This window comes from Blautia sp. MCC283 (assembly GCF_018785565.1).
GTDB lineage: Bacteria > Bacillota > Clostridia > Lachnospirales > Lachnospiraceae > Blautia_A.
Genome location: NZ_WQQB01000015.1, coordinates 92,972 through 105,946, shown reverse-complemented (window position 1 = coordinate 105,946; position 12,975 = coordinate 92,972). Strand labels below are relative to the sequence as shown.

14 protein-coding genes are annotated in these 12,975 nt (G+C 46.6%); all 14 read left to right on the top strand.

Annotated features, from left to right (window positions below):
- The first annotated feature begins 18 nt into the window (after window positions 1-18).
- Window positions 19-918, top strand: a complete 900-nt coding sequence (iolE, locus tag GPK81_RS04750) for a myo-inosose-2 dehydratase (RefSeq protein ID WP_118063076.1) — start codon at window positions 19-21, stop codon at window positions 916-918.
- A gap of 106 nt (window positions 919-1,024) precedes the next feature.
- The gene (locus GPK81_RS04745; protein WP_118071573.1) at window positions 1,025-1,870 is read left to right on the top strand and encodes a class II fructose-bisphosphate aldolase; all 846 of its coding nucleotides are present in this window, start codon (window positions 1,025-1,027) and stop codon (window positions 1,868-1,870) included.
- A gap of 102 nt (window positions 1,871-1,972) precedes the next feature.
- Window positions 1,973-3,199, top strand: coding sequence for a 23S rRNA (uracil(1939)-C(5))-methyltransferase RlmD (gene rlmD, locus GPK81_RS04740; RefSeq protein WP_243278894.1), 1,227 nt, complete (start codon window positions 1,973-1,975; stop codon window positions 3,197-3,199).
- A gap of 132 nt (window positions 3,200-3,331) precedes the next feature.
- The gene (locus GPK81_RS04735; protein WP_148446720.1) at window positions 3,332-3,652 is read left to right on the top strand and encodes a SymE family type I addiction module toxin; all 321 of its coding nucleotides are present in this window, start codon (window positions 3,332-3,334) and stop codon (window positions 3,650-3,652) included.
- A 14-nt stretch (window positions 3,653-3,666) separates the two neighbouring features.
- The gene (locus tag GPK81_RS04730) at window positions 3,667-4,452 is read left to right on the top strand and encodes a ParA family protein (RefSeq protein WP_148446718.1); all 786 of its coding nucleotides are present in this window, start codon (window positions 3,667-3,669) and stop codon (window positions 4,450-4,452) included.
- Complete coding sequence (locus GPK81_RS04725; RefSeq protein ID WP_215706624.1) at window positions 4,442-5,440, top strand: ParB N-terminal domain-containing protein; 999 nt, start codon at window positions 4,442-4,444, stop codon at window positions 5,438-5,440. The genes GPK81_RS04730 and GPK81_RS04725 overlap by 11 nt, the downstream gene beginning before the upstream one ends.
- 129 nt (window positions 5,441-5,569) lie before the next feature.
- Entirely contained in the window at window positions 5,570-5,869 is a 300-nt protein-coding gene (locus GPK81_RS04720) for a hypothetical protein (protein WP_291543553.1), read from the top strand.
- 84 nt (window positions 5,870-5,953) lie between these two features.
- Entirely contained in the window at window positions 5,954-6,211 is a 258-nt protein-coding gene (locus GPK81_RS04715) for a hypothetical protein (protein ID WP_215706623.1), read from the top strand.
- A 53-nt stretch (window positions 6,212-6,264) separates the two neighbouring features.
- The gene (locus GPK81_RS04710; protein WP_215706622.1) at window positions 6,265-6,636 is read left to right on the top strand and encodes a hypothetical protein; all 372 of its coding nucleotides are present in this window, start codon (window positions 6,265-6,267) and stop codon (window positions 6,634-6,636) included.
- Window positions 6,637-6,725: 89 nt separating this feature from the next.
- The gene (locus tag GPK81_RS04705) at window positions 6,726-8,729 is read left to right on the top strand and encodes a hypothetical protein (RefSeq protein WP_215706621.1); all 2,004 of its coding nucleotides are present in this window, start codon (window positions 6,726-6,728) and stop codon (window positions 8,727-8,729) included.
- Window positions 8,729-10,129, top strand: coding sequence for a hypothetical protein (locus tag GPK81_RS04700; protein WP_215706620.1), 1,401 nt, complete (start codon window positions 8,729-8,731; stop codon window positions 10,127-10,129). Before GPK81_RS04705 ends, GPK81_RS04700 begins: the two co-directional genes overlap by 1 nt.
- 92 nt (window positions 10,130-10,221) lie before the next feature.
- Window positions 10,222-10,638 carry a phage holin family protein gene (locus GPK81_RS04695; RefSeq protein WP_215706619.1) on the top strand — a complete coding sequence of 139 codons (417 nt, stop codon included), beginning with the start codon at window positions 10,222-10,224 and terminating at the stop codon, window positions 10,636-10,638.
- Complete coding sequence (locus tag GPK81_RS04690) at window positions 10,635-12,059, top strand: N-acetylmuramoyl-L-alanine amidase (protein WP_215706618.1); 1,425 nt, start codon at window positions 10,635-10,637, stop codon at window positions 12,057-12,059. The genes GPK81_RS04695 and GPK81_RS04690 overlap by 4 nt, the downstream gene beginning before the upstream one ends.
- Window positions 12,060-12,575: 516 nt before the next feature.
- Window positions 12,576-12,935 carry an ArsR/SmtB family transcription factor gene (locus GPK81_RS04685; protein ID WP_021650476.1) on the top strand — a complete coding sequence of 120 codons (360 nt, stop codon included), beginning with the start codon at window positions 12,576-12,578 and terminating at the stop codon, window positions 12,933-12,935.
- Window positions 12,936-12,975: the final 40 nt, after the last annotated feature.

Below are 12,975 nucleotides of genomic sequence, written 5' to 3'. Positions count from 1 at the left end.
ATAAAGGAGAATTGACCAATGTTTGATAAGAATAAAGTAAAACTTGGTATTGCACCAATTGCATGGACTAACGATGATATGCCGGACCTTGGCAAAGAGAATACTTTTGAGCAGTGTGTCAGTGAGATGGCCCTTGCCGGTTTCACAGGTTCCGAGGTTGGTAACAAATATCCGAAAGATCCGGAAGTTCTCAAGAAAGCTCTTGAACTCCGCGGTGTTGAGATCTGTAACCAGTGGTTTTCAAGCTTCCTTATCACCAAACCATTTGAGGAAGTTGAGAAAGAGTTCCGTGCACAGCTTGCTTTCCTGAAAGCTATGGGGGCTAAGGTTATTGGCGCTTCTGAGCAGAGCTACAGTGTTCAGGGTCAGCTGGATACTCCGATCTTCGGCCATAAATATGAGATGAATGACCAGGAGTGGGATACTTTCTGCACAGGTATGAACAAACTTGGTAAGATCGCCAAAGAGGAGTATGGCATTGCCCTTACTTTCCATCATCATATGGGTACTGTTGTACAGAGCCTTGCTGAGGTTGACCGCATGATGGAGAATACAGATCCTGAGTATGTAAGCCTTCTTTTTGATACCGGTCACTTTACATACTGTGGAGAGGATCCGCTTGAAGTTGTTAAGAAGTATGTTCACAGAATCAAACATGTTCATCTGAAAGACATCCGTCCGGAAGTTGTTGAGCAGGTTAAGAAAGAGAACATGAGCTTCCTTGCAGGTGTAAGAGCTGGTGCCTTCACAATTCCTGGAGATGGATGCATCAACTATGATCCGATCTTCAAAGTTCTGGAAGAGGCTGGCTATGAAGGATACATGGTTGTAGAGGCTGAGCAGGATCCGGCTAAGGCTAATCCGCTTGAGTATGCGATCCGTGCAAGAAAATTCATTGCCGAGAAGACAGGACTCTAAATAATAAATAATATAAATCAGACGGAAAAAGCGGTATCGGCCAGAAGTGCGTGGACACCGCTTTTTCTGTAAACAGTGTACGATTAACAGGACAGGAGGATCAGTCATGGCACTTGTGAAAATGAAAGATCTGCTGAAGCGTGCCGAGGAGAAGAATATTGGCTGTGGTGCTTTCAGCGTTGGTAATATGGAGATGGTGAAAGGTGCGATCCGCGCCGCAGAAGAATTAAATACACCCATCATCCTTCAGATCGCGGAGGTTCGTCTCAAGAATTCCCCGCTTCATCTGATGGGACCGATGATGGTGCAGGCTGCAAAAGAAGCCAAGGTGGATGTGGCTGTCCATCTGGATCACGGCCTTACTTTTGAGACGGTTGACAAGGCTCTGGAGCTTGGTTTTACATCCGTTATGCTGGATGCGTCCACTCTTCCTTTTGAGGAAAATATCGCCAAGGTAAAGACGGTTGTGGAGAAAGCCCGTAAATATGGCGCCACCGTTGAGGCTGAGCTTGGTCTTGTAGGCGGAAGTGAGGATGGAAGCTGTGACCATGGTATCCGCTGCACAGACCCGGATGATGCAGTTGTTTATGCAAGAGAGACAGGTATCGATGCTCTTGCAGTTGCCATCGGCAATGCACACGGTAACTATCCGGTAGCACCGACTCTTGCTTTTGATGTACTGGAGAAGATCCATGAGAAAGTGGACATTCCGCTGGTTCTTCATGGCGGCAGTGGTATCACGGACAAAGATTTCCAGAGAGCGATCTCTCTTGGTATCCGCAAGGTGAATATTGCCACAGCAAGCTTTAACAGCCTGACTGCTCATGTGGAGAAATATATGGCATCCACAGACAAACATAATTTCTTTGATCTCAATGAGGCTATGGTTCAGGGGACTTATGAGAATGTGAAGAGACATATTCTTGTATTTAACGAGCCATATCAGGCATAAATCAAGGATTTTCTTGTAAAAAAACATAAGGTCTGCTAAGATGTTCTCAGTGAAAATAACTGGGAACATCTTTTTTGTGCCCGTGAAAGAGGAGAGATATAAATGGAGCAGAAAGAAACAGTCTGTTCAGTTGCGAAGAAATGCGGAGGATGCCGTTACCAGGGAGTGCCCTATCAGGATCAGCTTCGCAAGAAACAGAAAATTACAGAAGGCCTTCTGAAAAAATTCGGTAAAGTTGAGCCGATCATCGGAATGGAAGATCCTTATTATTACAGAAATAAAGTGCATGCGGCGTTTGGCCGTGACCGGAAAGGAAATGTGATCTCCGGCATTTATGAGGAAAAGAGCCACAGGATCGTTTCTGTAGACGACTGTATGATCGAAGATAAAAAGAGCCAGGAGATCATCCGTACCATCCGTGGTATGCTGAAATCTTTTAAGATCAAGACTTATGATGAGGACACAGGTTACGGACTTCTCAGACATGTGCTTGTGCGCAGAGGATTTTCTACAGGGGAGATCATGGTAGTTCTGGTTACGGTTTCACCGATCTTTCCGTCCAAGAATAATTTTGTAAAAGCTCTCCGCAAGGAACATCCGGAGATCACAACTGTAGTACTCAATGTCAATGACAGACAGACCAGCATGGTTCTCGGAGACCGGAATATTGTACTTTACGGACCGGGATTTATCAAAGACCGTCTTATGGGACTGACCTTCCGTATTTCACCGTCTTCCTTTTATCAGGTAAATCCGGTGCAGACAGAAGTGCTTTACGGAAAAGCCATGGAGTTTGCGGCAATGACAGGGAAAGAGCGTGTGATCGATGCTTACTGCGGAACAGGTACCATTGGGATCATTGCTTCCAGAAATGCCAGAGACGTCATTGGTGTGGAGCTGAACCGTGATGCCATCCGTGATGCCAGAATGAATGCCAGAGAGAACAAGATTCGTAATGTCCGTTTTGTTCCGGGGGATGCCGGCTGGTTTATGGAAGGAATGGCTGCAGAAGGGGAAAAAGTGGATGTAGTTCTTATGGATCCTCCGCGTGCAGGAAGTGACCGTAAATTCCTGCATTCTCTTTTGAGCCTTTCCCCGGAGAAGATCGTTTATGTATCCTGTAATCCGGAGACTTTGGCCAGAGACCTTGCATATCTTACAAAGAGAGATTATCTGGTGAAGAAGATGCAGCCGGTTGATATGTTCCCGGTCACCGATTCGGTGGAGACTGTGTGCCTTTTGGGCAAACGAAAACCAGATGCCAAGGTAAAAATAGGCATTGATATGGATGATTATTACCGTATCAGGGAAAATGCTGAAAGCAAATAAACCTTTACAAAACCGAATAATACACTGAAACAAAGCAAGACAGAAGCTGTTGATGCGTTAGAAAATAACGTGTCAGCGGCTTTTTCTTTTTATCTGAAAATCTATTAGTCAAATCTGAAAGGAGTCAATTCTATGGCAAAGAAAAATGTAAGAAATATGAAGGTTTGTGGACAGAGCGGTTATAAATATGAGACGGTTCCGGTAATTACATTAAAAGGAAAGTGGCTGGAAGAACTGGGATTTCATCTTGGGGATTATGTGCAGGTGAAATGTGAAAATGGTCAGCTGATTATCACGCCGGATGTGAATAAAGCACAGGAGCAGGAAGCAAAAACAGCATTTATGGATGAGGAGATTAAGAAACTGAAAATCAGATACCAGAATGAAAAAGAAGAAATTACTGCAAAATATGTGGCAGAGCAGAGTGCTGGCTGTTATGGAAAGAAAGCATGAGAGGGGGAGAAAGTGTGGCAAGAATTATCATGTGCGGATCATTTAAAGGGGGAGTTGGCAAGACTGCCAGCTCCTGGAACCTGGCTTATTCACTGGCTGAGATGGGAAAAAGGGTTCTGGCTGTTGATTTTGACAGCCAGGCAAATCTGACAACCTGCTTCGGAATTGAAGATCCTGCGGCTGTGCCGGTGACGATTGGACATCTGATGATGAATCGGCTGGAAGATGAGGAAATGCCGGATCTGTCAGAGTTTATTCAGAGCAGAAATAGCGTGGACTTTATTTCATCATCCATGATGCTTTCAGCAGTGGACAGTAAGCTGCGGATGGAGATGGGTTCAGAGAAGATGCTGACCGGCATTCTGGAGCCGCTGAGAGGGCTGTATGACTATATTATTGTAGATACCTGTCCATCGCTCGGAACATTGACGATTAACGCACTGACGGCGGCTGATGAGGTGATTATTGCTGTCAATCCGCAGCTTCTGGCAATGATGGGATTGCAGGATTTTATCCGGACAGTGAAGAAAGTCAGAAGCAGACTGAATGACCGCCTGCAGATTTCAGGAATCCTGCTGACTATGTGTGATGCAAGAACAAATCTCTGCAAGGTAATCACAGAACAGCTGACGGAAACTTTTGATGGACAGATCCGAATTTTCAAGAGCATCATACCGAATACAGTAAAGGTGGGAGAATCAATTTATTACAGTGAGCCGCTTCTGGAGTATGCACCGGAGAATAAGGCTTGTAAAGCATACCGGAATCTGGCAGAGGAGGTGGCTGGGGATGAAAGCTAATGCACCAAAAAGAAAAGTATTTCAGGACGCACTGGATCTTCTTGCTGAGGATCCGGTGCAGGATACGTCAGTGGCTGTGAACGGGATTGTTTCTATTCCTGTTGAGGAAATCCATCCGTTTTATGATCATCCATTCCGGCTGTATGAGGGAGACCGTCTGGAAGATATGGTACAGAGCATCAGGGCGTATGGTGTGCTGAATCCGGTGATCGTGAGGAAGGCTGCAAGGGGGTATGAGATGCTTGCAGGGCATAACAGAACCAATGCGGCGAAGATAGCAGGATTGACGGAAGTGCCTGCGATAGTGAAGACAGATCTGTCTGATGAGGATGCTTATGTATATGTGATCGAGACAAACCTGTTGCAGAGATCTTTTGCAGAACTGCTTCCATCAGAGAAGGCAGCAGTGCTGGTGGCACGTTATGAAAAGATAAGCAGTCAGGGGAAACGAAATGATATTCGGCAGGAGATTGAGGCTCTGGAAGAAACCTGTGGACACGATGTCCACAAGTCCAGACAGAGAACCTGTGGACATGATGTCCACAAGTCACAGAAAAGCCGTGATGGACTTGGTGAGGAATATGGAATGACTGGAAGGAATATTGCCAGATACATGCGGCTGGACCGGCTGATTCCGGAGTTTAAGGATGCCGTTGATAAGGGGACGCTGGCAATGGTAGCCGCTGTGGATCTGTCTTATCTGAATGTGAAGATGCAGAAGATGATCCAGCAGGTGGCAGAAGCAGAAGGAAAGAAACTGAAACCGAAGCAGGCAGTGGAACTGCAGAAGATGGGAAAGGAGATTACGAAAGAGGCGGTTGAAAGTGTCCTGGTAGGAAAAGAACAGAAGAAGCCGCAGAGTGTGTCTGTGAAGCTGCCGGTGGAATTGTATGAGAGGTATTTTGGGCAGATGGATGCCGGAGCGGTGCAGGAAATCATGGAGAAAGCACTGGAAGGGTATTCTGGAAAGGAGGCACCAGGTGTTTAGCAGGGAAGATCTTGAATGTCTGGATCCGGGATATTTTGAAATAATTTATATGGATGACCGGGATGTGACCATCATGTCCCGGAATACCAGACATATGTGGTATATACATAATCCGGAGATTCCTATGAGGTGGAGCTGGAGGATGTGGAAGCGGATTCCGGTGGTGAGACGGAGGCAGGGACGACGCAGAGGGATGTGGTGCGGCATGGCGTTGCGCAGATCCCGGTGTCGTTTTCTGTTACGGCGAAGTGGCTTAAGAAGCTGGCAGGGTATGCGAAACTGGATAAGATCAGCGTGCAGTATTTTGATGTGGAGACATCGGAGCTGAAACTGTCTGAGATGTATGTGACTGGGTATAAAGCGAAGCTGAAAAAGGATACCAGCTATAAGGGGCTGTGGACAGTGAGTTTTACATTGAAAGAAATGTAGGAAAATGCTATACTAAAAAAGAAATCAAGTGAAAAATTAATGCGAGTTTTATCTGTTGTTAACGATTAATCAGGAGGGAAAAGCATGCCGTACAATTTCATGGGAGATTTATACAAAAGAGAGATTGTCGAGAAATTGCAGAAACTTGGGTATAATGTAAAAAGCGTAAATGCATTAAATAAAATTATGGAACAGATGGGACTGCTAGTTCATTATGCTAATGGTTGGGGGACTACTGATAAAGGAGCTAAGTTTTCAATGTGGCATAAAGGTGTGTTTAATTCTGATGCATGGCATCCTGAACTGGTTGATGAAATTATCAAGTTTTTGGAAAACAAATAATAAACTATTGAGTTGCTTTGAATAGTAGAATTGTTAATTGACATGGAGAAGGAATGAATCAGAAGAAAGCATACTGGTTTGAACAGCCGTATATGCCAAGAATGAAAAATATTGCAGTGGCTCCTCTTATTCAGGAAGATGGAAGGCTGTCCATCTGTGTTCCTGGGGATGATCCTTCGTGGTCGTGGATATGGAATCTGACGGGAAAGGTTATTCTGGATGGGGATGATTATTTTGAGTTTCAGTGTGATGATGAGGTCATGCACATGCGTGGTGGAACGTATAAGTTTCATGCTCTGGACATTGATACATTTCGGAATGAAACCTGTCAGTGGATCTCAGAGGGAAGACAGATTGCAGAGTGCTGCAGGACAACGGAAGAACTGCATCAGTGGTATCTGGATCACTGGACATATAACAGGTAGGGAAGGAACTGGCTGTAATAGTAAAAATGGGAAAGCATCGGTCAATTATGGTGGCTGGTGCTTTTTTCGTGCGGAAACGGAGGTGCGGGATGTATCCGGTGTCGGATGGATTTCTGAGGGCTGTGAAAAGCAATACAAGAAAATATTACTGGACGGGTACGATCGTCACGAAGGCCGGAGTGTTTTATGAGTTCGGGGCGAAGGAGATTGTGAAGGGTTCCGGATATATTACCAGGCAGTGCTGTGGAAGCACGGAGATTGAACTGGGGACGGTGTATGCGGCGGAGATGGGGATCACGCTTCTGAGCGACATTGACCGGTATACACTGGAAGATGCACAGGTGTCGTTGGTGTTTCATCTGGTGCTGGCGGATGGCTCTGTGGAAGATGTGCCGATGGGAGTTTTTGAGGTCAGTGAGGCGAACCGTCTGGCGAAGTGCCTGGAACTGAAAGCTTATGATTTTATGCTGCGGTTTGATAAGAGTTTCAACGGGTTTGAGACTGTGGGGACTGCTTATGATTTTATTGCTTTGTGCTGTAAGAGATGCAAAGTGGAGCTTGCGAATAAGAGGGCGGAGATTGATGCCATGCCGAATGGCGGGGTGACGCTTTCTGTTTATACTGAAAATGATATTGAGACCTGCCGGGACGTGCTGTTTTATGTGGCACAGGTTCTGGGAGGTTTCTTTATTATCAACAGGGAGGGAAAGCTAGAACTGAGAAAATACGGGAAGGATCCTGTGATGAAGGTGGAGCAGAGACACCGGTTTTCTTCCAGTTTTTCGGATTTTATTACCAGGTATACGGCGGTGAGTTCCACGAATAAGCAGACGCAGATTGCAGAGTATTATGCGCTGGATCCGGATAACGGGCTGACCATGAATCTGGGAGTGAATCCGCTTCTGCAGTTTGGGTTAAAGGAGACCAGAGAGATGCTGTGCAGGAATATCCTGACAGATCTGTCCGTGATCCGGTATGTGCCGTTTGATTCGGATACCATCGGGAACCCTGCCCTGGATCCGGGGGATGTGCTGACATTTGCAGGAGGACAGGCGGATGAGGGACAGATTACCTGCATCACTTCCATCCGACAGAAGATCGGGGGAAAGCAGAGCCTGAAATGTGTGGGGAAGAACCCGAGGCTGGCTCAGGCAAAGTCAAGGAATGACAAGAATATTTCGGGGCTGCTGAACCAGATTGAGGATAATGCGAAGACTGGGAAGATCGGGATCCATACATTTACCAATGCTTCCGCGCATGAGATCGGGCAGACCAGGGTGAAGCTGATCAGTATCCAGTTTGCTTCTTACGAAGAGAACCATATGCAGTTCTTTGCACAGGTTGTTGTGGATGTGGCTGCGGATCCGGTGGAACGGTCTGCGGAGGCTTCCGGGACTGTGGTGATTCCTTTTCCGGGCGGAAGTGGCAGTGGAACTGGAAATGGCACGGATGGTTCTGATGGAACTGGGGAGACATCGGATGCAGGAAATTCTGAAAATGATGCGGCAGGGAATGAAGGTGGAAATACTTCCGGGAATGAGAATACAGGAAGTACAGATGATGTCTCTGGTGGATCAGATTCCGGATCCGGATCTGGATCCTGGAGTGGTTCGGAGGTTTCTGTGGATGTGAGCCTGCCGGTGAAGTGGCAGGAGGACGGGCAGGCGGTCTGCCATGTGGTCTTTGAATTTAATAACGAGGAGATTGTGGAGCATTGTCCGGTGGAGACCTGGCATTCCGGGAAACATATTTTGTCGCTGTATTATCCCATTGAGAAGATCGTTGCCAATTATACGAATACGTTCAATGTGTATCTCTGGATGGAGAATGGCAGCGGGACGGTTGATATGGGAAACTGCATTGCTTCTGTCAGCGGACAGGCAATGGCGGCTGGGGAAGCCTGGGACGGAAAGCTTGAGGTGGAAGATTATACCAGGAGATTTGCCATTGGCGGTGGACTGGATGTGAATGGTTTCCGGGATTCGCTGTCCATGCAGATGAAGGAGACAGTGAACAGAGGCTTTGAGGTGTATTTTGCTGAGAAAGCGGGAATCAGCGGTTTCTGCAGGCCGGTAGAAATGGAGGGCGTGTGATGAGATTAAAAGGTGAGATGGTCATTGAACTGACCGATACGAATACGGGTGCGGTGGAAACCGTGCAGGAGACGAACATGATCACAGAAGCGGTGAATAATATTCTGGGGCTGAATCCCATGGGGATTTATCTGAAAGCCAGCGGGGAGTATGACAATTCTGTTTTGTGGAACGGGACGCTGCTTCCCATCTGCCTGAACATGATCGGCGGGATCCTGCTGTTTCCGGCAGTGCTGGAAGAAAAGGCGGATCATATTTACGAGCAGGGGAAGAACCTGCCGGTGGCTTATGCTTCCAACAATGTTAATTCCGGTTCCAATGTGGCGAGGGGAAGCCTGAACCAGACGGAGAGCAAGAAACTGGACAATGGATATAAGTTTGTGTGGGAGTTCACTCCCAGCCAGGGAAACGGGAATATTGCAGCTGTGGCACTGACCAGTGCCCTGGGCGGGCAGAATGCTTTTGGCAGTGCGGCAGGGGATGCCAGCACGTTCCTGCTTCTGAAAAAGGTGGATATCGGGGATATCCCGAAGGCGAGGCAGATGACACTGTTTGAGGCAGTGGAGCTGGATTTTGAAAAGAACCTATTGTATTCCGTCACCTTTGGGACTTCCAGTGTGACCATTACGAAGATCCGGATCCCGGTGTTTAACATCGGGCTGAATGAGAAACTGGATGATACCACTTATACCGTACTGGAGGAACAGACACTGACAACGGAAAGCTTTACGTTCCTGGGGGATTATACAAAGTACGGGGAATTTATGGACGGGCATGACGGATACTGGTATGGATTTTCCAATGAGCCGAATTCTTCCGGGGATGCGAAGATGGTGTGGATCCGGATCTCCAAAAAGGATTATTCCTTTACGGAGGGAAGCTGGACACTGTCCAAGGCGAAGCTTTCGGAAGTGGGCACAAGGGCAAAGGACGGTTCCTATCCGGAACGGAATGTAAAATGCTGTGTGAGGAAGGGGTATCTGTATGTGCCTTCTTATGATAAGAAGGGAGTTTATAAGATCAATGTTGCAAATTCAGCGGATGTGACACTGATCCCGCTGGGCTTTACTTCCAAGCTGAAATCCTTAGGCGAGGCCGGTTCCTGTGAGGTGTATATGACACTTCTCGGGGACATGATCGTGGCAGGGGATTTCCAGATCACGGCGGATGACAGGGTGATCAAGACGCAGGGGAGCGCAAGGTTTGAAGCCATGGCAACGCCTTTGTTCCAGTATAAGAACTTTGTGTTTATGTGGGGCGGCAGTTACGGAAAGGAGCACAGGTGTGCTTATCTTCTGACGCCTTATCTGGCAAGTATTAATAATCTTTCATCAGCAGTGGTGAAGAATACGGACAAGACCATGAAGATCACGTATACGCTGACGGAGGAAACAATGTAGGTCTTTCTGCCGCAAGGCATGAAGATAGAAAACTTATTTACGGCAGTTCTCAGAAATGGGGGCTGCTTTTTTCATGGGAGGAGGATTCTGGCATGAAGGAATTTTGGAACTTTATTCAGATGGTTTTTATGGCTGTAGGCGGATGGCTGGGCTGGTTTATGGGAGGCTGTGACGGGCTTCTGTATGCCCTGATCGCTTTTGTGGTGATCGATTACCTGACCGGGGTGATGTGTGCTTTTGCGGACCATACGCTTTCCAGTGAGGTGGGATTCCGGGGGATCTGCAGAAAGGTGCTGATCTTTTTGCTGGTGGGAGCCGCCAATATTTTGGATGTATCGGTAATTGGAAATGGATCCGTGCTTAGAACGGCGGTGATCTTTTTCTATATTTCCAATGAGGGCGTGAGTTTGTTGGAGAATGCAGGACATCTGGGGCTGCCAATCCCGCAGAAGATGAAGGATGTGCTGGAACAGCTGCATGACAGAGGAGAAGGAAGTGATGGGGAATGAGACTGGTTGAAAGTTTTCTGACGAAGAATCCCTGCTATACTGCAGGGAGAAAAATTACTGTAAAAGGCCTGATGCTTCACTCGGTTGGATGTCCGCAGCCGAAGGCACAGGTCTTTCTTGCTTCCTGGAATCATGCTTCTTTTGGAAGTGCCTGTGTGCATGGTTTCATTGATGGGAATGATGGAACGGTGTATCAGGCATTGCCATGGAATCACAGGGGATGGCACTGTGGCTCCGGTAGTAAGGGAAGTGGAAATAATACGCATATTGGTGTGGAGATGTGTGAGCCTGCCTGCATCCGGTATACCAGCGGATCGGGCTTTACCTGCTCTGATCTGGAGAAGGCAAGAGCATCTGCAGTGCGGACGTATGAAGCAGCGGTGGAATTGTTTGCCATGCTTTGTAAGAAGTTTGGTCTGGATCCGCTGGCAGATGGTGTGGTGATTTCCCATAGAGAGGGACACGCAAGGGGAATTGCTACAAATCATGGAGATCCGGAGCATCTGTGGAAAGGTCTGGGACTGCCTTATACGATGTCTGGATTCAGGAAAGCTGTGAAGGCTGCTATGTCTGGGAAAGCTGGAGGGGCGCAGGCTTCTGTGTTTCTGGGGCTTTCCGATGAGAAGGCAGCTGAGCGGATTGGAGTGCTGTGTGCAGAGAATATGAAAACCAGTGGGATGAAGTGCGTGTTGTCTGGGAATACTTGGAATGGAAGTATCTGGGATGGAACCAGTAAGTACCGGAAGAAGACGCAGGAGGATGATGGAACCGGAAAGCTGTACACGGTGACTGCGGATTTCCGGAAGTATGTCTGTGTGGAGCAGTCTATTGCGGATCATTCTGCTTATCTGCTGGGCGCAATGAATGGGAAGAAAAAGAGATATGCGGGACTGGCCGGGGAGAAGGATTACCGGAAGGCTGTCCGGATCATTAAGGATGGCGGCTATGCAACGGACAGTTTTTATGTACAGAAGATCTGTGCCATCATTGAGAAGTATGGGCTGACACGGTTTGATGGCGTGAAGGTGGAGAAAAAGGTCTGGTACCGGGTGAGAAAAGACTGGAAGGATGCCAGAAGTCAGGCAGGAGCATTTCAGGTGCTGGACAATGCAAAGAAATGTGCAGACGAGCATCCGGGATTTTCGGTGTTTGATGAGAATGGAAAGGCAGTGTACAGTTCCGTGGATAAGAAGCAGGAAGAGGTGTTTCGTCCGTATCTGGTTCGTGTGGAGATTTCGGATCTGAATATCCGGAAGAAGCCGGGAACGGATCAGGAGAAGGTTGGAAAATATACGGGTGTTGGCTGTTTTACTATTGTTGCTGAGGCTGACGGTGTCGGAGCATCAAAGTGGGGGCTGCTGAAAGCATATGAGAAAGAGCGGGATGGGTGGATCTCGCTGGATTTTGTGACAAGAATATAATAGTGAGTGATGAGGCTTTGCATTGCGGCGGTGGTCGTGGTGTGAAGCCTTTTTTTGTTAGGGCAAAGCCCTGTTTGCTATTGTGGAGTTTTTCGTTGATTCGAAAAACGGAGCTTTTGGTCGCTTTCAATGTAACATCCGGAATCGAGGTATCTTTTTTTCTGCAAAATCACGAACTTTGCTCATTTATAGATATCAGAAAAAGGAAGATACTTTGAGGAATCTTTACGAAAAGAAAAAAGAGAAGTTAATCTCATATATCTGCTTCTTGGCCAGTTTGGGATTAAAAGTAACAATCCTTTTTTCTGTTATCTTGAACTTTTTAATTTTTCCTGTTTCGGAGTCCTTGAATTTATATTCAAACTCATCTACACATTCTTTGATGCGGTACAAAAGTATTAAGCAGTTAAAAACAAAAATCCAAGAAGATATTTACTAATCTTATTGACATAGAACAAAAAATGAATATAATCATAGTTGAACAACTATTCAACTTCGATTATACGAGGTAAGTGTATGTCTAAACCGTCTTATATTTGTAATTGTGATGTGATTCATGAGGATATTGTGAATGATGTGAAATCCAAGATGCAACCCAAAGATGATTATATCCAGTTGGCATCTTTATTTAAGCTATTTGGAGATGGTACCAGAGTACAAATCTTACACGCTCTGGAACAGAGTGAGATGTGTGTATGTGATCTTGCTGTGCTACTGGGGGTAACGAAATCCGCAATCTCACACCAGTTAAAGGCATTGCGTCTTGCGAATTTGGTAAAATTCCGTAGAGAAGCGCAGATAGTTTACTACTCTCTGGCAGATGATCATGTGAAAGAGATTATTGATAAGGGATTTGAGCATCTATGGCAGAAATAATATTTTTAGCGTTATAGTTGAGCAATTGAGCAACTAAACA